At 64.6% G+C, this 19,486-nt stretch carries 19 protein-coding genes; 5 read left to right on the forward strand and 14 right to left on the reverse strand.

Going from position 1 to position 19,486, the window contains the following annotated elements; genetic code table 11:
- Position 1 precedes the first annotated feature (1 nt).
- The 5 genes from NLM31_RS14420 to NLM31_RS14440 all read right to left on the reverse strand — a co-directional run bounded on the left by NLM31_RS14420 (position 2) and on the right by NLM31_RS14440 (position 4,787).
- Positions 2-1,225 carry a bifunctional alpha/beta hydrolase/OsmC family protein gene (locus NLM31_RS14420; RefSeq protein ID WP_254192656.1) on the reverse strand — a complete coding sequence of 408 codons (1,224 nt, stop codon included), beginning with the start codon at positions 1,223-1,225 and terminating at the stop codon, positions 2-4.
- Between the two features lie 26 nt (positions 1,226-1,251).
- A complete protein-coding gene (locus tag NLM31_RS14425; protein WP_254129999.1) occupies positions 1,252-1,911 on the reverse strand; it encodes a sulfite oxidase-like oxidoreductase in 660 nt (219 codons plus the stop codon).
- 18 nt (positions 1,912-1,929) lie between these two features.
- The gene (locus tag NLM31_RS14430; protein ID WP_254192657.1) at positions 1,930-3,252 is read right to left on the reverse strand and encodes an MFS transporter; all 1,323 of its coding nucleotides are present in this window, start codon (positions 3,250-3,252) and stop codon (positions 1,930-1,932) included.
- Positions 3,253-3,285: 33 nt separating this feature from the next.
- The gene (locus NLM31_RS14435; RefSeq protein WP_254130001.1) at positions 3,286-4,506 is read right to left on the reverse strand and encodes a cytochrome P450; all 1,221 of its coding nucleotides are present in this window, start codon (positions 4,504-4,506) and stop codon (positions 3,286-3,288) included.
- Between the two features lie 71 nt (positions 4,507-4,577).
- Entirely contained in the window at positions 4,578-4,787 is a 210-nt protein-coding gene (locus NLM31_RS14440; protein ID WP_254130002.1) for a ferredoxin, read from the reverse strand.
- Positions 4,788-4,942: 155 nt separating this feature from the next.
- Between NLM31_RS14440 and NLM31_RS14445 the strand changes: the two genes are divergently transcribed.
- The gene (locus tag NLM31_RS14445) at positions 4,943-5,590 is read left to right on the forward strand and encodes a TetR/AcrR family transcriptional regulator (RefSeq protein ID WP_254130003.1); all 648 of its coding nucleotides are present in this window, start codon (positions 4,943-4,945) and stop codon (positions 5,588-5,590) included.
- Here the strand turns inward: NLM31_RS14445 and NLM31_RS14450 are convergent.
- From NLM31_RS14450 to NLM31_RS14465, 4 genes are all read right to left on the reverse strand, one after another.
- A complete protein-coding gene (locus tag NLM31_RS14450) occupies positions 5,587-6,225 on the reverse strand; it encodes an aspartate/glutamate racemase family protein (protein ID WP_254192658.1) in 639 nt (212 codons plus the stop codon). The genes NLM31_RS14445 and NLM31_RS14450 overlap by 4 nt on opposite strands.
- Positions 6,226-6,463: 238 nt before the next feature.
- Positions 6,464-7,477: an amino acid ABC transporter substrate-binding protein gene (locus tag NLM31_RS14455; protein ID WP_254192659.1), complete on the reverse strand. Its 1,014-nt coding sequence runs from the start codon at positions 7,475-7,477 to the stop codon at positions 6,464-6,466.
- Between the two features lie 12 nt (positions 7,478-7,489).
- Positions 7,490-8,839 (reverse strand): aspartate aminotransferase family protein, encoded by a 1,350-nt coding sequence (locus NLM31_RS14460; protein ID WP_254192660.1) that lies wholly within the window; start codon positions 8,837-8,839, stop codon positions 7,490-7,492.
- Between the two features lie 3 nt (positions 8,840-8,842).
- On the reverse strand, positions 8,843-9,715 hold the full coding sequence (locus NLM31_RS14465) for a MurR/RpiR family transcriptional regulator (RefSeq protein ID WP_254130007.1): 873 nt from the start codon (positions 9,713-9,715) through the stop codon (positions 8,843-8,845).
- Between the two features lie 87 nt (positions 9,716-9,802).
- Here NLM31_RS14465 and NLM31_RS14470 point away from each other — a divergent pair, with 87 nt between their 5' ends.
- The 3 genes from NLM31_RS14470 to NLM31_RS14480 all read left to right on the forward strand — a co-directional run bounded on the left by NLM31_RS14470 (position 9,803) and on the right by NLM31_RS14480 (position 12,447).
- On the forward strand, positions 9,803-10,990 hold the full coding sequence (locus tag NLM31_RS14470; RefSeq protein ID WP_254192661.1) for an amino acid ABC transporter permease: 1,188 nt from the start codon (positions 9,803-9,805) through the stop codon (positions 10,988-10,990).
- A 2-nt stretch (positions 10,991-10,992) separates the two neighbouring features.
- Positions 10,993-12,102 carry an amino acid ABC transporter permease gene (locus NLM31_RS14475; RefSeq protein ID WP_254192662.1) on the forward strand — a complete coding sequence of 370 codons (1,110 nt, stop codon included), beginning with the start codon at positions 10,993-10,995 and terminating at the stop codon, positions 12,100-12,102.
- Between the two features lie 120 nt (positions 12,103-12,222).
- On the forward strand, positions 12,223-12,447 hold the full coding sequence (locus NLM31_RS14480; RefSeq protein WP_254192663.1) for a hypothetical protein: 225 nt from the start codon (positions 12,223-12,225) through the stop codon (positions 12,445-12,447).
- Between the two features lie 106 nt (positions 12,448-12,553).
- On the opposite strand, the gene NLM31_RS14485 is transcribed toward NLM31_RS14480, so the two are convergent.
- Positions 12,554-13,972: an amidase gene (locus NLM31_RS14485; protein WP_254192664.1), complete on the reverse strand. Its 1,419-nt coding sequence runs from the start codon at positions 13,970-13,972 to the stop codon at positions 12,554-12,556.
- 46 nt (positions 13,973-14,018) lie between these two features.
- Positions 14,019-14,795 carry an SDR family oxidoreductase gene (locus tag NLM31_RS14490; RefSeq protein ID WP_254192665.1) on the reverse strand — a complete coding sequence of 259 codons (777 nt, stop codon included), beginning with the start codon at positions 14,793-14,795 and terminating at the stop codon, positions 14,019-14,021.
- Positions 14,796-14,951: 156 nt separating this feature from the next.
- Between NLM31_RS14490 and NLM31_RS14495 the strand changes: the two genes are divergently transcribed.
- Positions 14,952-16,025, forward strand: a complete 1,074-nt coding sequence (locus NLM31_RS14495) for a tartrate dehydrogenase (RefSeq protein ID WP_254192666.1) — start codon at positions 14,952-14,954, stop codon at positions 16,023-16,025.
- A 184-nt stretch (positions 16,026-16,209) separates the two neighbouring features.
- Here the strand turns inward: NLM31_RS14495 and NLM31_RS14500 are convergent, their stop codons facing one another.
- Genes NLM31_RS14500 through NLM31_RS14510 form a run of 3 tightly spaced genes read right to left on the reverse strand, consistent with a single transcriptional unit; the run spans position 16,210 to position 19,469 of the window.
- Positions 16,210-17,283, reverse strand: coding sequence for a malate/lactate/ureidoglycolate dehydrogenase (locus NLM31_RS14500; RefSeq protein WP_254192667.1), 1,074 nt, complete (start codon positions 17,281-17,283; stop codon positions 16,210-16,212).
- 11 nt (positions 17,284-17,294) lie between these two features.
- On the reverse strand, positions 17,295-18,206 hold the full coding sequence (locus tag NLM31_RS14505) for an NAD(P)-dependent oxidoreductase (protein ID WP_254192668.1): 912 nt from the start codon (positions 18,204-18,206) through the stop codon (positions 17,295-17,297).
- 12 nt (positions 18,207-18,218) lie between these two features.
- Complete coding sequence (locus NLM31_RS14510; RefSeq protein WP_254192669.1) at positions 18,219-19,469, reverse strand: Zn-dependent hydrolase; 1,251 nt, start codon at positions 19,467-19,469, stop codon at positions 18,219-18,221.
- Positions 19,470-19,486: the final 17 nt, after the last annotated feature.

The following is a 19,486-nucleotide window of genomic DNA, read 5'->3' on the forward strand; positions in this document are numbered from 1 at the left end:
GCTAATCCACGGCCTTGGTCACGATCCGGATCTCCGACGTCAGCGTCCGGTGCACAGGGCACTTGTCGGCAATCTCCATCAGTTTCTTGCGCTGCTCGGCATCGAGCGCGCCGTCGATCGCGATGTCGCGCTCGATCTGGTCGAGCATGCCGTCCTGTGTTTCGCACTCCGCGCAGTCCTTGGCGTAAATCTTCGAATGCTTCAGCGTGACGGTGACGCGGTCGAGCGGCAGCGATTTGCGGTCGGCATAGAGGCGCATGGTCATGGAGGTGCAGGCGCCGAGGCCGGCGAGCAGGAAATCATAGGGGCCGGGACCGGCATCCTCGCCACCGGCGGCGACCGGCTCGTCCGCCACAAGATGATGCGGGCCGACCGTGATGAGCTGGTTGAACTTGCTCTTGCGGGTCTCCTGTACCACCACCCTCCGCGGCTGATCCGCGGCATCCGTCGTCTTTGCAGGAGTTGTCGCGTCGATGTAGCGGCTCGCCCAGGCCGCAATCACGTCGGCTGCGTAGAGCGCGTCGGCTGATTTGGTGAGCAGATGATCGGCATGGTCGAGCGAGACGAAGCTCTTGGGATGCTTCGCTGCCACGAAAATCTTCGTTGCATTGTCGATGCCGACGGTGTCGTCGACAGGTGATTGCATGATGAGCAGCGCCTTGTGCAGGCCGGTGATATCAGTCATCAGCTCGTGCTCGGCGATGTCGTCGAGGAATTCGCGTTTGATCCGGAACGGTCGCCCTGCGAGCGAGACTTCGACCTCACCCTGTGCGCGGATGTTTTCAATATGCTCTTTGAAAAGTCCGGTAACGTGGGCCGGATCCGATGGCGCGGCGATGGTTACGACAGCCTTTGCCTCGGGAACCTTTCCGGCCGCCGCCAGGATCGCTGCGCCGCCCAGGCTGTGCCCGATCAGGAGCGTTGGCGCCTTCCGTTTCGTGCGGAGATGATCGGCCGCATGCACGAGATCCGCGACGTTGGAGGAGAAGGTCGAATTGGCAAACTCGCCTTCACTGGAGCCGAGCCCGGTGAAATCGAATCGCAGCACGGCGATGCCCTTGGCAGCTAGCGCAACCGAGATGCGCTTGGCCGCGAGCGTGTCCTTGCCGCAGGTGAAGCAATGCGCGAACAGCGCGTATGCGGCCGGCTCGCCATCCGGCAGCTCCAGCGCGGCCGCGAGCTGATGGCCGCCTTCGCCGGTGAATTGGAAGCGTTCCGTCGGCATGGGCTCCCCCTTGTCTTTGCTTGACCTTAGTCGGCCGAATAGCGCTGCTCGGCCCAGGGATCGCCGCGGTTATGGTAACCGCGCACTTCCCAGAAGCCGGGTGCATCCTCAGTGACGAATTCGATGGCCTGAAGCCACTTTGCGCTCTTCCAGAAATAGAGATGCGGCACGACAAGCCGCACCGGGCCGCCATGCTCGTCGGACAGCGGCTGGCCGGACCAGCTATGGGCGAGCAGCGCGTCCTCGGCGGCGAAGTCTTCGAGCGCGAGGTTGGTGGTGTAGCCGTCATAGGAATGCAGCACCACGAAGCGCGCATCGTCGCGCGGCTGGCAGGCTGCCAGCAGCTCGCGTGTCGCGAGCCCTTCCCATTCATTGTCGTAACGCGACCATGTCGTCACGCAATGGATGTCGGACGTAAATTGCGCCTGCTTCTGCGCGGCGAACTCGGCATAGGTCCAGAATATCGGAGTCTCGATCGCGCCATAGACATCGAGCCGCCAGCGCTCGCGCGAAACCGGCGGCAACACGCCGAGATCGAGCACCGGCCAATCTTTCGTCAGATGCTGGCCGGGCGGTAGCCGCTGGTCCTCAGGCCGTGTGACTTTGCCCGTGAGAAAGCGACCCTCGCGCGCCCATTTCGCCTTGGTGCGCGTCAGCTTGCTGTCGGGTGGCGTCTCGTCGACCATGATCTGCTCGTAAATCGGCTACTCGTGACGATGCATCGCGGAGGCATGCTTGGTGTCACGCATGGTGGAATAGATGATCAGCGACAGGAAGATGACGCCCGCGAGATAATAGTAGAACCACTCTTCGTGTCCGATGCTCTTGAAATAGAGCGCGATCGCCGGCGCCGTGCCGCCGAAGATCGAGACAGTGATCGCGTAGGGCAGGCCGACACCGAGCGCGCGGACATTGGTCGGGAACAGCTCGGCTTTCACCACGGCGTTGATCGAGGTGTAGCCGGCGACGAACAGCCAGGCGGCGCAGATCAGGATGAAGGCCATGAAGGGTGACTTGGTCTCCTTCAGCGTCATCAGAAGGGGGACGGTCGCGAGCGAGCCGGCGACGCCGAAGAAGATCAACAGCGGCTTACGGCCGATCTTGTCGGAGATTGCGCCATAGATCGGCTGAAGGATGGTCGCGAAGATCAGCGAGCCGAAGATCACGAAGGTGGTCTGATCCTCGGTCAACCCGACCGAGAGTTTCACGAAGGTCTGCATGTAGGTTGTGAAGGTGTAGAACGCCGCGGTGCCGCCGGCGGTGAGGCCGACCACGAGGAGCAGTTCGCGCGGATAGCGCAGCAGATTGGCGATCGAGCCGGTCGGCTTGACCACCTTCTTGGCTTCCTCGAACGCCTCGGTCTCCTGCAGATTGCGCCGCATCACGGCGGCGAAGATCGCGAGCGCGGCGCCGATGGCGAACGGGATACGCCAGCCCCAGGCCTTGAGCTCGTCGGGGGTTAGGAAGACCTTCTGGAGGAGCAACAGGACGATGATCGCGGTGAGCTGGCCGCCGATCAGGGTCACGTACTGGAAGCTCGAATAGAAGCCGCGATGCTTGGGGTCGGCGACTTCGCTGAGGTAGGTGGCGCTGGCGCCGTACTCGCCGCCGAGGCTCAGACCCTCGATCACGCGGGCCAGCGCCAGGATCACCGGTGCGGCAAAGCCGATCGTCGCATAGGTCGGCGTCAGCGCGATGATCAGCGAGCCGAAGCACATGAAGACGACCGACAGCGTCAGCGAGATGCGTCGGCCGAAATGGTCGGCGATGTAGCCGAACAACCAGCCGCCCAGGGGACGCATTAGGAAGGTCGCCGCGAACACCACGGCGACATTCAACTGCTGGACGACGGGATCGCTGCCCGGGAAGAACGCCGGAGCGAAATAGAGCGCGAACGCCGTATAGGCGTAGAAATCGTACCATTCGACGAGGTTGCCGATCGAGCCGATCAGGATCGCCTTGATCCGGCGCTCGGCGTCGGCGATGTCGATGTGGTCGGAGGCCGGTTTGATTGCTTGCTCTGTCACGTCCGGCCTCCCAGAAATCCTTTGTCTGGGAGCCTACATCGCCTTTCCAAGCAAAAATGGCAACTGGCGGGGGCCCCTGACCGTGCCTTGCGACCAGGTCACGGTGCCTGCCGGGTCGAGCCGGAAGTCAGGAATCCGCTTCAGCCATTCCTCCAGCGCCACCTGCATCTCCATCCGCGCCAGATTGGAACCGACGCAGCGGTGGATGCCGAGGCCGAAGGCGGCGTGGCGGTTCTCCCGCCGGTCGATCACGACCTTGTCAGCATCCGGAAACATCTTCGGGTCGCGATTGGCGGCCGGGAAGGACAGCAGCACCATGTTGCCCGCTTTGACCGGGCAGCCCGAGACGGTGGTCTCCTTGACCACCTCGCGCGCCATGGTCACCGGCGAATAGGCCCGCAGCAGCTCCTCCACGGCGATCGGGATCAACCCAGGCTCGGCGATCAAGCGCTCGCGGTCGGCCGGCGTCCGGGCGAGATGCCAGAGCGAGGAGCCGATCGCGCTCCAGGTCGTGTCGATGCCGGCAATCAGGAGCAGCCGCAGCGAGCCCAGCACGTGCGACTCCTCCAGCGGCTGGCCTTCCTTGTCCTTGGCATTCATCAAATATGAGATCAGGTCGTCAGTCGGCTTCGACCTCCGCTCCTCGATATGCGTCCTGAAATAGGCGCTCATCTCCTGCACGGCCTGGAGCAGCTTGTTCTCGTCCTTGATCCCAAGCTCCAGGATCATATGGATCCAGTTGATGAAGAGATCGCTGTCGCTCTCGGGAATGCCGAGCATGTGCGCGATGGCCTGAACCGGGATGTATTTGCTGTATTGCGCTGCGGCATCGACCTTGCCGTCGGCGATGAACCCGTCGATCAGCTCGTTGCAGATCGCGCGCATCCGCGGCTCGAGCTTCTTCATCGCATCCGGGGTGAAGGGCGGCAGCAGCAATTGCTTGGCCGGCTTGTGCACGGGCGGGTCGGAGGTGATCGGCGGTGCCGCATTCCTGGCGACCTCGGGTCGGACGTCGCGGACGATGATGCGGCGCGACGAAAAATGCTCGGTGTCGTTGGCGATTTCGCGCACGGCCTCATAGGTCGTCGGCATATAGCAGCCGAGGAAGCGCTCGGTGTGCACGACCGGGCTCGCGGCGCGCAGCTCTTCCCAGATCGGGAAGGGATCATCCGTCCATTGCGGATCGGTGTGGTCGAAATCGTTGACCCAGTCGGTCACGGGCGGATGGGCTGTGGGCTCGCTCACGTCGGACATGACAAAAAATCCCTCGAATGTTTCTTGGGGCTCGTGTTCGCTGAAGGCACGGGGAACGCGGGCAGGCCGCGCTACTCCTCGATCACATCGATCGCGATTTCCGGGCAGTTGGATTTGGCAAGCCAGGCCTTGTCTTCGAGGCCCGGTGGAACCGTGCCGTCTCCGGCCGCATGGGCATTGCCGTATTCGTCGAGCTCGAACAGCTCCGGCGCCAACGCCTTGCAACGCGCGTGGCCCTGGCATTTGTCGGGATCGACGTGAACTCTCAGTCGTTCTGCCATTGCGGCTCCCTCGGTCGTATGCGCGTGGCCCGAAGGCCGGCGCGTTCCTCTTGTCAATGTTGTCTGCGACATTTGCCGCTTATTCTAAGTTATATGCTATTACATTCGCGACAGGCTTCCCCTGTCAAGCGCAAACTTATAGGCTCCGCCGTAACATGCGTTCACAACTCGCTCGCAAGCCCGAGAATACCTACCACCATGGCGATCTCCGCGACGCCTTGATCAAGGCTGCGTTACGCGAGGCGGAGCAGGGCGGGGCGGAAGCGATCAGCATCAAGGCACTGGCCAAGCAGCTCGGTGTGTCGCAACCGGCGCCGTACCGTCATTTTGCTGACCGCGAGGCATTGCTCGCCGCAGTGACGGCGGAGGCGTTCCGGCAGCTCAGCACGCTTCTTCGGGAGGCGATGGCGAAGCCGTCGAAGCAATCAAAGCTGTCGCGGCTGGCGCAGGCGACGCTCGATTTCGGCCTGCGCCGCAACGGCATCTATCGGTTGATGTTTGCCTCGCGCACGGTGTCCTGCGCAGCCAAGGACAGCGAGCTGCACGAGGCTACCCGCGAGACGTTTGCGCTGGTCATCGAAGCACTGGAAGCGCCTGCGGTCGGCTATTTGCGCGAGCGGCAGGCCCTCAAGATCTGGGCCGCGCTGCACGGCGTGGTGATGCTGGCCGAGCAGGGTCTGTTCACCGGCGAGGCGGCCCACGCCACGCGCGAGGAACTGGTCGAGGACTTTGTGAACGAGACCAAGGCTGCGCTCGCCGTCGCGATCAAGGACGCGCAGCGTCGCAAGAAGGCCGGCGCTTAAGCCTTCGCTTTCAGCAGCTTCATCAGCTTTTCGACCGCGCTGTCCGGCGTCGTCACGACGGGGCGGCCGGTCGCTTCCGCGACGAGCGGCGCGGTTGCCGCGATGCTGAATTGCGCCAGCGCGATGACGTCGCAATCGCGAAGGTCCTTTGACGCCTCGACGATCAGCCGGTCATGCGTGGCGCGATCGCCGCGGTCGAGTGCGGCCAGCGCGCCGTCGGCAAGCTTTGGCACGATGTGGACGGAGGCCGGAAATTCCGGCGGCATCGAGATCAGCGTTGGCGGAAAGGTCGAGAGCAGGCCGATCTTCTTGCCCATCGTCACGGCCCGTTCGATCATGGCTTCGTTCGGCTTCAGCACCGGCATCGGCGCATGCGCCCGCGCGACGGCCTCGATGCAGGGGCCGAAAGCCGAGCAGGTGAACAGGATCGCGTTCGCGCCGGTCGCGGCCGCATAGTCGCCGAGCGCAAGAAAGCGCTTGGTCATGGCATCGGTGAGCTTGCCGTCGCGCGCGAGATCCGCCGACAGGCTGTCGTCGAGCAGGTTCATCAGCCGGGCCTCCGGCCATGCCTGCGCGAACGCCGCCTCGATCGGGGCGATGGAGTGCTTGAGGGCGTGGATCAGGGCGATGCGCATGGGATGTCTCTTCTCCCTCGCCCCGCTTGCGGGGAGAGGGCATAGGCGGCCTGCGGCCGCCGTTGGTGAACAAGAACGCCGATGCGACGCATCGGCTACGGTGAGGGGGAGTCTCCGCGAGGACGGTGAGAGTTGGATGCGCGGAGGCTGCCCCTCACCCGGATTGCTGCCGGACGATGCTTCGCATCGCCGGGGCAATCCGACCTCTCCCCGCAAGCGGGGAGAGGTGAAGCATCGTTTACTTGAATGGCACGGCGTACATCAAGCCGCCTTTGCTCCAGAGGCCGTTGAGGCCGCGCTCGAGTTTGAGCGGGCTCGCCTTGCCGACATTGCGCTCGTAGATCTCGCCGTAATTGCCGGTGGCCTTGAGCACCGTGACCAGCCATTTGTTGTCGAGACCGAGCCGCGAGCCGAGATCGCCGGAGGCGCCGAGCAGGCGCTGGATCGCGGGCGTCTGCGACTTCGTCATTTCGTCGACATTGGCCTGGGTGACGCCAAGCTCCTCGGCTTCGATCAGGCCGTAATGCAGCCAGGTGATGATGTCGCTCCAGACTTCGTCACCATTGCGGGTGAAGGGTCCGAGCGGCTCCTTGCTGATGGTCGTTGGCAGCACGATGTAATCGGCCGGGTTCGGTGCGGCGGTCGTCACGGCGCCGGCGAGCGCGGAGGCGTCCTGGGTCATGGCATCGCAGCGGCCGCCGAAGAATGTCTGGTACATGGTGTCGACGCGGTCGAATACCAGCGGCTTCCAGTCGATGCCGTTGGCGCGGCCGTAATCGCCCAGCGTGACCTCATGGGTCGTGCCCTGCGCGACGCAGACGGTGGCGCCCTTGAGGTCCTTCAGCTCCTTCACGCCGAGGTCTTTCTTCACGACGAAGCCCTGACCGTCGTAGAAGTTGATCGGTCCCTGCCGCAGGCCCAGCGTAACGCCGCGCAGATAGGTCTGCGTGGAGTTGCGGTAGAGCACGTCGATCTCACCCGATTGCAGCGCAGTGAAGCGGTTCTGCGCGGTCAGCGAAACGTAGCGCACCTTGTTGGGATCACCGAGCACGCCGGCCGCGAGTGCACGGCAATAATCGACGTCGAGGCCCTTGTAATTGCCTTGCGAGTCCGGCGCTGAGAAGCCGGCAAAGCCTGCGCTGACGCCGCACACCAGTGTGCCGCGGCTCTTGACCGTGTCGAGCGTCGCCGCCGACGCCGCAATCGTCGATGCCGCGAGCACGCCCGCTGCGATAACCACGTTCCTCATCATGATACTCTCCCCTCAGTGATTGACACTACGCAACACGTTGTCGACGGCTGTGCCGAGCTTGTCGACGATCTGATCGATCTCGTCAGATGACGCGATATAGGGCGGCGCCAGCAGCACATGGTCGCCACGGACGCCGTCCACGGTGCCGCCGCCCGGATAGCAGCCGAGCCCGTTGGCGAAGGCTTCCGTCTTGATTTTCTGGTTGAGCTTGAGCGCCGGGTCGAACGAGGTGCGGCTGGCACGATCGGCGACGAGCTCGATTGCCCAGAACAGCCCGCGGCCCCTGATATCTCCGACATGGCGGTGATTGCCGAAGCGCTCGGTCAGCCGATGCTCGAGCTGCTTGCCGCGCTGCTTGATCTGCTCGAGCAGATTGTCCTCCCGGATCACGTCCTGCACCGCGAGCGCGGCCGCGCAGGCGAGGGGGTGGGCGAGATAGGTGTGACCGTGCTGGAACGCGCCCGAGCCCGAGCGAATGGTGTCGATGATCTTGCCGCTCGCAAGCATGGCGCCGATCGGCTGGTAACCGCCGCCAAGCCCCTTTGCGATCGCCTGGATATCGGGGGCGACGCCTTCCTGTTGCCATGCATGCGTCGTGCCGGTGCGGCCCATGCCGCACATGACCTCATCGAGGATGAGAAGCGCGCCGTGCCGGTCGCAGATCTCTCGCACGGCCTTGAAGTAGCCGTCCGGTGCCGTCACCGCACCGGCGGTGGCGCCAACGACCGGCTCGGCGAGGAACGCCGCGACGGTGTTGGGGCCGAGCCGCTGAAACTCGGCTTCGAGCTCCGCGGCGAGGCGCGCCACGAATTGCGCGTCGGACTCGCCGTCGTGCTTCTCATGATAGGCAAACGCCGGCGTCACGTGGCTGAACGCGGCCGAGAGCAGCGGTGCGTAGGGCGCGCGGCGCCAAGCGTTGCCGCCGGCGGCGAGCGCGCCGAGCGTGTTGCCGTGATAGCTCTGCCGCCGCGCGATGAAATGCTGCCGCTGCGGCTCGCCGCGTTCGATGAAATATTGCCGCGCGAGCTTGATGCTGGCTTCGATCGCCTCCGATCCGCCGCTGACGAAATAGGCGTAGGCGAGACCGCCGGGCTCGTGGCCAACCAACGCTTCGGCAAGCCGCTCGGCCGGCTCGGAGGAGAAGAAGGCGGTGTGCGCATAGGCGAGCGTCGAAGCCTGCTTCGCCATTGCCGCGATCACGCGGGGGTGCTGATGCCCGAGGCAGGACACCGCCGCGCCGCCGGAGGCGTCGATGACGCGGCGCCCATCCTCGGCAAACAGATAGACGCCTTCGCCGCCGATCGCCTTGGGCGGAGTCTCACGCAACGAGCGGTGCAGCACGCGGCTGGTTCGGGTGCTCATGGATCAACCTTTCTCTGAAACGTAGGTGGAAGCCGTGGCGAGCCGTGCCTCGGTGTCCTGGAGCCGCTTCTTGGCGGCGCTGCCGCCCAGTGAGAACGTCACTGCGGCGAGCGACTGCGCGATCGCGAGCGCGCCGGTGAGGCTCGGAAAGAAGCCGGGCGAGGAGGCCGCTTCGAACAGCAGAACGTGGTCGGCCCCCTCGGCCATCGGCGCTGCCACGCTGTCGGCGATCGCGATCAGCGTTGCGCCGGCGCGATAGGCGGCTTGCGCGACCCGGACGCTGGCGTTGGTGTAGGGCATGAAGCCGATGACGATCACGGCCTCGCCGGGGCGGAAGGCGCCGAGATCGAGATCGTCGGGGCCGGAGCTGCCTACGATCTGCACCTGTTCGGGACGGAACAGCCTCAGCTCGTAGTTGAGCAATTCCGCGACGCTGCGGCAGCTGCGATAGCCGGTGATCCAGATCCGTTTTGCATCGTGCAGCGTGCGGGCCGCATCCGCGATCGCGTGGGCGGAGATACGTGGCAGACCCGCAGCTTCGGCTTCGAGCTTGTCGGTGATGAGCGTGACGTCCGCGTTCGGGCCGTGGCGGCGGCCTTTGGCGCGCGCCGAAAAGGGCGAGATCTGCGACGGCCGCCGTGCCTCGGTGAGCGCAGCGCGCAATGCGTCCCAGCCGGAATAGCCGATCGCCTTGGCAAGGCGCGTGAATGCGGCGGGATCGGCACCGGCCTCGGCCGCGAGGTCGCGCATCGAACGGGTGGTGGCATCGTAATCGTTGGCCGCGACAAAACGCCCGACCTCCTGCAAGCGCAGGGGGAGCGATGGCAACGCAATGCGTAGTTCGCTCAGGGGCGAGGATTTTGCGGGCTCGGCCATGAAACATTTGTTGCACGGTTCTTGGATTGGTGCAACAGTTGACGCGCGCCGCCGGAAATCGCTGTTTTCAGGAAGGATTTTTGTGCCGTGACCTCAGATGACCCCAGGCCGCCGCCGCGCCGCAGCTTTTTCGGCGCGCTCGGGCCGAACGAACTGAAGGGCCTGTTCTGGCAGGTGCTGGTGGTCGGCATCGCGGTTGCCGTCATCGTCTTCCTCTGGTCCAACACGGTCACCAACCTCTCGGCGCGCCGCATCACCACCGGCTTTGCATTTCTCGGCCGCGAAGCGGGCATGCCGATTGCCGACAGCCTGCTCGCCTACAATCCCCGGGACAGCTACCTCTGGGCCTTCGTTGTCGGCGTCGCCAACACCCTGCGTGTCGCTGTGATCGGCATCGTGCTTGCGACCATTCTGGGGACGCTGATCGGGATCTCGCGGTTGTCGGCGAACTGGCTGCTGTCGCGGCTTGCCGCCGTTTATGTCGAGGTCCTGCGCGACATTCCGCTGCTGCTTCAATTATTGTTCTGGTACGTGCTGATGCAGGCGTTGCCGGCGGCGCGCGCCGCGTGGCGGCCGGTCGAGGGCGTTTTCCTGTCCAATCGCGGACTGATCCTGCCGGCGATCCCGGTGGGCTCGCCGCAGCTCTGGGTGCTCGGCACGGCCGCGCTCGGGCTCGCCGCGTTCTTTCTGATCAGGCGATGGCTGATCGCGCAACAGATGCGGGACGGCAAGCCGCGGCCGGCCTGGCCGTTTGCGGTTGGCCTCATCCTCGCCCTGCCGACGGCCGTATCGGTGGCGCTTCGCGTGTCCTGGACGATCGAATGGCCCCAGCTGCGCGGCTTCAACTTCGTCGGCGGGTTGACGCTCGCGCCGGAATATTTCGCGCTGCTGATCGCGCTCGTCACTTACACCTCGGCCTTCATCGCCGAGATCGTACGCAGCGGCATCCAGTCGGTACCGCGCGGGCAGTGGGATGCCGCCAGCGCGCTCGGCCTGCGCCGCAGTTTCATGCTGCGGCAGATCATCCTGCCGCAGGCGCTACGCGTGATCGTGCCGCCGATGACGAGCCAGTATCTCAACCTGACCAAGAACTCTTCGCTCGCGGTCGCGATCGGCTATCAGGACGTGGTCTCGATCGCCAACACCACGCTGAACCAGACCGGGCAGGCGATCGAGGCGATCTCCCTGATCATGGCCGTCTTCCTCACCATCAGTCTCGGCATCAGCTTCTTCATGAACTGGTACAATGCGCGCATCGCGCTGGCGGAGCGCTGAGCATGACGGCGATCACTGACATGCCCGACCTGCCGCGTGCCGCCCGGCGCCCGCAAATCGGCAATCCGGTGCTGCGCTGGCTGCGCACCAATCTGTTCTCGTCGATCCCCAACGGCATTCTGACGGTCGTTCTGCTGGCGGTGCTGGCGAAAGGCGTGATCAGCTTCGTGCAGTGGGGCGTTGCGAACGCGGTCTGGTTCGCGCCGGCCAACGATTCCAGCGCCTGCAAGGCTGTGCGCGGCCTCGGCGCCTGCTGGGCCATCATTCCCGAGAAGTACCGCTTCATCCTGTTCGGCACCTATCCGTTCGACGAGCAATGGCGGCCGGCGCTGTCCGTCGTGCTGTTCATTGCGCTGTTCTTTCTCTCGACGCGCCGCGCGCTATGGCGGCGGGAATTGGCCTACCTCTGGATCGGCGCGCTGGCGCTGATCAGCGTCCTGATGTGGGGCGGCGTGTTCGGGCTGTCCTTCGTCTCGCAGGACCGCTGGGGCGGGCTGCCGGTGACGCTGATCCTGGCGACGTTCGGATTGGCGTTCGGCTTCCCGCTCGGCATTCTGGTCGCGCTCGGTCGACGCTCAAAGCTGCCGGCGATCCGCTCGCTGAGCGTGCTCTATGTCGAACTGATCCGCGGCGTGCCGCTGGTGAGCCTGCTGTTCATGGCGAGCGTGATGTTTCCGCTGTTCATGCCGGCTGGATTCAACATCGACAAGCTGTTGCGCGCGCAGATCGCGATCATTCTGTTTGCGGGCGCCTATCTTGCCGAAGTGATCCGTGGTGGCCTCCAGGCCGTGCCGCGCGGGCAATACGAAGCGGCCGATGCGTTGGGGCTGTCCTATTGGCGGAAGCACCGGCTGGTCGTGCTTCCGCAGGCGATCCGCCACGTCATTCCGCCGCTGGTCAACACCTTCATCGCATTCTTCAAGGACACCAGCCTGGTGCTGATCATCGGCATCTTCGATCTGCTGACGACCGCCAAGACCGCGATCATCGATCCGGCCTGGCAACAGTTTTCGGTCGAGGTCTACATCTTCGTCGCCGCGATCTATTTCGTGTTCTGCTTCGCGATGTCGCGCTATAGCCGCGGCCTGGAGGCCCAATCCGCCTCGAGATAAACCGGGAGCACGATGCTTATGCCGCGCCTATAGCAGGAGCCCAAATCCAGACTGGGAATCCTACGTGACGAACTCCACCTTTAATTTGCTGGTGGGCTTCAACACGAGGCACGTCAAATCATGATGAAATCTGTTCTTGCTGCGTCGGCCATTCTGGTCGCGCTCTGCTCCGCTGCCGCTGCCGCTGCCGCTGCCCGCGACGTGGTGCATCACGCATCCATGGCGTCGGAAGCGACCGCCCGGATGTCACAGCCCCATCCGGGCTTCATGGCCCAGGCGGCTATGACGGAGGATGCGGGCTACGACGCGCATCAATATCACGGCGGTCCGAAAGCCAACGATTAAGATCCGACCGGGACGCCGACGCCTTGGTAACGGGCCGCGCAGAGACGGCCTGATGGTGAATGTGCCGGCACCGGGGGACAGCTAAGGTCCCCCGGCGCGGCCCGCATCATGCCTTGATCTTCGGGTCGATCGGCGTCTGCCCGCGCAGGCCCAGAATATCCTCCAGCACCTTCGCGCCGGCGAGCACCTGCGCATCCGCGCGCGGCGCGCCGACGACCTGCACGCCGACCGGCAAACCGGAAGCCGTGAAGCCGCAGGGCAGCGACAGTGATGGGCAGCAGGCCAGCGTGATGGCGTAGACGATGCCGAGCCATTCGACGTAGTTCTCGAACCTCTTGCCGGCGCATTCCGCGACATAACGGTTCTCGATCGGGAAGGGCGGCACGATCGTCGTCGGCGTCAGCAGCAGATCGTAGGTCTTGAAGAACTCGATCGCGCGTGCGGTCATGCCGACGCGCTGGGCTTCGGCACGCGCGAGCTGCTCGACCGTGAGCTTGAGGCCCTCCTCGATGTTCCAGATCACCTCGGGCTTGAGCAGGTCGCGCTTGGTGCGCAGCAGATTGGCCTTGGTGATCGCGAAGTCGAAGGCGCGCAGCACGTGGAAGCATTCGTGCGCTTCGCGCCAGTCGGGATGCGCCTCCTCGACGATGGCGCCGGCTTCCGCGAAGCGTTCCGCCGCCTTGCGCGTGATCGCCTTGACCTCGGGATCAACCGGCGTGATGCCGAGATCGGGCGAATAGGCGATGCGCTTGGGCTTCCTGCCCGACTGTGCCGCCGACAGGAAGGAGGTCGTGGGCGCTGGCAGCGACAGCGGATCGTCCGCATAGTCGCCGCTCATGGCGTCGAGCAGCAATGCGAGATCCTCGACATTGCGCGCCATCGGACCGACCACGCCGAGATTGCGGTCGATACCCGATTTCGGGGTATGCGCGACGCGACCGATGCTCGGCCGCATGCCGACGACGCCGCAGAAGGCTGCGGGGCTGCGCAAGGAGCCGCCCATGTCGGAGCCCTGTGCCAGCCAGGCCATGCCGGTGGCGAGTGCCACCGCTGCGCCGCCGGAAGAGCCGGCCGCCGACCTGGACGTGTCCCAGGGATTGAGCGTCGCACCGAACACCTCGTTGAAGGTGTTGGCGCCGGCGCCGAATTCCGGCGTGTTGGATTTTGCGTAGACGACCGCGCCATTGGCCTCGAGATTCTCGACCATGAGGTCGGACGTCGCGGAAATGTTATCCTTGAAGATCGGCGAGCCCTGGGTGTTCAACACGCCCGCGACGTCGGTCAGGTCCTTGATCGGCAGCGGCAGACCCGCGAGCAGCCCGCGTGCACCAGCAGGCTTCTGCATCAGCGCTTTCGCATTGGTCCGCGCGCGATCGAAGCACAGTGTCGGGAGCGCGTTGACCTTGCCGTCGACCTCGCTGATGCGCTTCTCCACCACGTCGAGCAGCTCGAGGGGAGAAACGTCGCCGGAGCGCAGCTTGTCGACGACGGTGCAGGCGGTTTCGCGGATCAGGTCTTGAGACAACTATTTTGCTCCTAAGGCTACTCTTGGTTCGCTTCGACAGAAAAGTCTAACCCCATCCGGCGCTGATGCCGCCGTCGACCGTGTAGATCACGCCGGATGTGTAGCCGGCGCGATCCGACGCGAGGAAGGCCATGAGGTCGCCGATCTCGCGCGCATGCGCGGGGCGACCGAGTGGCAGGCCCTTCTGGAATTCCTTGTAACGGTTCTCATCGCCGAACTGGTGCTTTGCCCGCGTCTTCAGCAGCGTGACGTGGCGGTCGGTGCCGACGGGGCCGGGATTGATGCCGACCACGCGGATGTTGTCGGCGAGGCTTTTGCCGCCGAGCGCGCGGGTGAAAGCCATCAGCGCGGCATTGCCGGCGCTGCCGCAGATATAATTGGCGTCGAATTTTTCGCCGGCCGCGCCAATGTCGTTGACGATGACGCCGCCGCCTTTGGCCTTCATCTGCGCGTAGATCTGCCGCGTCAGGTTGATGTAACCGAACACTTTCAATTCCCAGGCGTGGCGCCAGGTGGCTTCATCGATCTTGTCGATCGAGCCGCCGGGGATGTCGCCGGCATTGTTGACGAGCACGTCGATATCGGCAGCTTCCTTGGCGAGCCGGGCGATGTCCTCGGCCTTGCGCAAATCCACGATGCTGGTCGCAGCGTCGATCTGGTGCGCCGAGCGCAGCCGGTCAGCCAGCGCCTTGAGCTGCTCGCCGTTGCGGGCGGCGAGCAGGAGATGAGCGCCTTCCTCGGCAAACGCCTCGGCGGCGGCTGCGCCGATGCCCTTGGACGCGCCCGTGATCAGGACGCGCTTGCCACGCAAATGCAGATCCATGGAGTGTACTCGCTCGGTGGGAACTGAATGAAATCAGTAGGCGGTCGGCTGCGCCATGGTCAACATTGCAGTGCAGCGTTGCACTGCCGCCGAGTTTGGTCCATTGCAGTGCGGTCAAAAAGACGGCGGCTGCCGGACCAAAAAGGGACGTTCTCGATGAGCAAGAAACAGTACCGGATCGCAGTCATCCCCGGCGATGGCATCGGCAAGGAAGTGATGCCCGAGGGCCTGCGCGTTTTGGAGACGGCGGCCAAGAAGCACGGCGTGTCCTTGCATTTCGATCATTTCGACTTCTCGTCCTGGGACTATTACGAGAAGCACGGGCAGATGATGCCGGATGATTGGAAGGAAAAGATCGGCAAGCACGACGCGATCTATTTCGGCGCGGTCGGCTGGCCCGCCAAGATTCCGGATCACGTCTCGCTGTGGGGCTCGCTGATCAAGTTCCGTCGCGAGTTCGATCAATATGTGAACCTGCGCCCGGTGCGGCTGATGCCCGGCGTGCCGTCGCCGCTGGCCAATCGCAAGCCCGGTGACATCGATTTCTGGGTGGTGCGCGAGAACACCGAAGGCGAATATTCCTCCGTCGGCGGACGCATGTTCCCCGACACCGACCGCGAGTTCGTGACGCAGCAGACGGTGATGACCCGCACCGGCGTCGATCGCATCCTGAAGTTCGCCTTCGAGCTCGCGCAGTCGCGGCCGAAGAAGCACCTGACCTCGGCGACCAAGTCGAACGGCATCTCCATCACCATGCCCTATTGGGACGAGCGCGTGGAGGCGATGGCCAAGAAGTTTCCGGGCGTGAAGTGGGACAAGTACCACATCGACATTCTCACCGCGAACTTCGTGCTGCATCCGGACTGGTTCGACGTCGTGGTCGGCTCCAACCTGTTCGGCGACATCCTCTCCGATCTGGGTCCCGCCTGCACCGGCACGATCGGCATCGCGCCATCGGGCAACATCAATCCCGAGGGCGATTTCCCGTCGGTGTTCGAGCCGGTGCACGGCTCGGCGCCCGACATCGCAGGGCAGGGCATCGCGAACCCGATCGGTGCGATCTGGTCGGGCGCGATGATGCTGGATCATCTCGGCGAGAAGGTTGCCGGCAAGTCGATCGTCGATGCGATCGAGCGCACGCTGGCCGAACGCACGCTGCGTACCAAGGACCTCGGCGGCAATGCCGACACCACGGCGTGCGGCAAGGCCGTCGCGGATATGGTGGACTAAGGCACGTTCGCGCAACAGATCACGGTGTCGTCCCGGCGAAAGCCGGGACCCATACGCCGCAGCCGTTGTTGCTGCGCGAGAAGGTCATTGCCTGTTTTCGTCAAACGCCTGCTGCGGCGTATGGGTCCCGGATCTGCGCTTCGCTTGTCCGGGACGACACCGTTTGTGGCTGCTTCGTTCTCGTTCAGCCCGCGATCTTCTCGATCGCCGCCTGATCCAGCCCGAATTTCTTCCCGGCTTCCAAAATTTCCTGCCAGGTGGTCGGATCGACCGGAATGCCTTCGGCAAGGCGCTTCTTCTTGGTCTCGCGCTCGGGCTCGCCGGCAATCTTCACTTTCTCGACGCCGGGGCCGGGAGGCGAGCCGGTGTGCCAGGCAACAAAACTCTCGACTTCACTTGCCAGGTTCTCGCCTGTGCCGAGCTTGCCCGGATCGATGACGATCGAGAGCATGCCGTTGAGGACGTTGTACTTGCCGTCGGACGGGCCCTTGACCACCTGCCCGCCGGAGAGCGCGCCGCCGAGGATTTCGCACACCAGCGCAAGCCCCGAACCCTTGTGCTCGCCGAACGGCAGGATGGCGCCGTACGGCGGGATCACGGTGTAGCGCGGATTGACGGTGGGCTTGCCTTCGTTGTCGATGATGGTGCCGGGCTCGAGTTCGACGCCCTTGTTGTGAGCGACGCGGGTCTTGCCCTGCGCGATCCGGCTGGTGGCGAAGTCGAGCACGATCGGCTCCTTGCCGCGGCGCGGGATGCCGACACAGAACGGGTTGGTGCCGTGGCGCGGATCGCTGCCGCCCCAGGGCGCCACGATCGGGCGCGAGATCACGTTGACGAAATGGATCGAGACCAGCCCGTGGTCGATGCACTGCTCGGCCCAGTGGCCGATGCGGCCGATGTGGTGCGCGTTGGAAAGGCCGACGAGGCAGACGCCGTTGCGCTTGGCGCGCTCTGCCGCCAGCTCCATCGCTTCATGGCCGATCACCTGGCCGTAGCCGGTGAGACCGTCGAGGGTGAGAAGCGGACCGGTGTCGAGCACGGTCTTGACGTGAGCATTCACCGCCAGGCCGCCGTTGACGACGCTCGAGACATAACGCGGGATCATGCCGACGCCGTGGGAATCATGTCCCTTGAGGTTGGCCTCGACGAGATTGGTGGATACGAGTTCGGCTTCACGGTCGGAGGAGCCCCCGGCCTTGACGATGGCGCGGATGGCGTTGGTGAGCGGCTCTGCCTTGATGGTGCGATAGTCGGCCATTGTTGTTGCTCTTATCCTTTCACGATCCGGCGGCAATGGACCCATGCCGCCTCAATCAGGTTCTCGCTGGCTTCCGGCGTGCGAAACGCCGAATGCGCCGACAGCGTCACGTTCGGAATCTTGGTCAGTGGATGATCCGCGGGCAGCGGCTCGATGTTGAAGACGTCGAGGCCGGCATGGCGGATGTGGCCCGACTTCAACGCATCGATCATCGCCTGTTCGTCGACGATGGCGCCGCGCGCGGTGTTGATGAAGACGACGCCCGGTTTCATCTTCGCGATCTTTTCGCGCGTGATCATGCCGCGCGTCTCGTCGTTGAGTAGCAGGTGCAGCGACACGACGTCGCTCCGCGCCAGCAACGTGTCGAGATCGGTGAACTCGATGCCGGGATGGGTCTTCGGCGAGCGGTTCCACGCGATCACCTTCATGCCGCTGCCGGACGCGATGCGCGCGACTTCGGCGGCGATACCGCCGAAGCCGATCAGGCCCAGCGTCTTGCCGGTGAGCTGCATGCCGTCCTCGCGCAGCCAGTTACCGGCGCGCATCTCGCGGTCCATCATCGCGATGACGCGCGCGGAGGACCACATCAGCGCGATCGCCGACTCCGCGACGGCCGTATCGCCATAGCCCTTGATCAGATGCACGGAGATGCCGAGCTCAGCGAGCTCTTCGGGGTTCATGTAGCTGCGCGCGCCGGTGCCGAGGAATACGACGTGCTTGAGGCCTGCGCACTTCTTCGCGACCTCGGTTGGCAGCGCGGTGTGGTCCACGATCGCGATCTCGGCGCCGTCGAGGATCTCAGGATATTGCTCGGGCTTGATATCCGGGTCCCGGTGAATCCGCACCTTGGGGTCGCCGGGCTTCTCCAGCCGCTCCATGATCACGGCGAGCGCTTCATTAGCGTCGACGAAAACTCCGCGCATGTCTGTCTCCGATCAGGATGCGACGCCGGCGATCGCCAGCACGGTGTGCATCAGCACGTTGGTGCCCGCAGCGCAGTCGGGCTGCGTGGCGTCTTCGAGCTCGTTGTGGCTGATGCCGTCCTTGCAGGGCACGAACACCATCGCCGCCGGCATGACGGTGTTGAGGTTGCAGGCATCGTGGCCGGCCCCGGAGGTGATACGGCGCGAGGAGTAGCCGAGCGTCTTGGCCGCATTCTCGACCGCCGCAATCAGCTTGGGATCGAAATGCGTCGGCGGCTTGCGCCAGACCAGATCGATGTTGACCTCGACCTTGCGGCGCGCGGCGATCTCGGCGATGGCCGCACGAAGGTCGCGATCGAGCGCATCCATGATCGCGCCGTCTGCGCTGCGGCAATCCATGGTGAAGGCGATCTCGCCGGGAATGACGTTGCGCGAGGGATTTGCGATCACGGCCTCGCCGATGGTGCCGACCGCGTTCGGCCCGTGCTTCCTGGCAAGGGCTTCCATCGCCAGCACGATCTCGGACAGCGTCGCCAGCGCATCGCGCCGCAACGGCATCGGCGTCGATCCCGCATGGCTCTCGAAGCCGGAGATCTTGCCGTCGTACCACAGCACGCCCTGGCCGGAATCGACCACGCCGATGGTCTTGCCCTCGGCTTCCAGGATCGGGCCCTGTTCGATGTGGAGCTCGACGAAGCAGCCGAGCTTCTGGAAGCCGACCGGCTTGTCGCCGCGATAGCCGATGCTGTCGAGCGCCTGGCCGACAGTCGTGCCCTCGATATCCTTGCGTGAGAGAATGTCGTCGGTGGTGAAATCGCCGACGTAGGCTGCGGACGCCATCATCGCCGGCGCGAAGCGCGAGCCTTCCTCGTTGGTCCAGTTGACGACGCAGATCGGCGCCTCGGTCTCGATGCCGGCATCGTTCAGCGTACGGATCACCTCGAGCGCGCCGAGCGTGCCGAGAATGCCGTCATACTTGCCGCCGGTCGGCTGGGTGTCGAGATGCGAGCCGATGCCGACGGGGAGCTTCGACATGTCGCGGCCCTTGCGGAGGCCGAACTGCGAGCCGAGCGCATCGACATGCACCTCGAGGCCCGCGTCCTCACAGGCCTTTCGGAACCAGTCGCGAACCTGCTTGTCTTCGCTGCTCAGCGTCAGCCGCCGCACACCGCCCTTGGCCGTCCCGCCGAATTGCGCGGTCTCGTGAATGGAGCCCCAGAGGCGGGCGGAATCGATTTGCAGGTTCGTCGCGGCTCGGCTCATGCGTCAGTCTCTCGTTT

This window comes from Bradyrhizobium sp. CCGUVB4N, assembly GCF_024199945.1.
Lineage (GTDB): Bacteria > Pseudomonadota > Alphaproteobacteria > Rhizobiales > Xanthobacteraceae > Bradyrhizobium.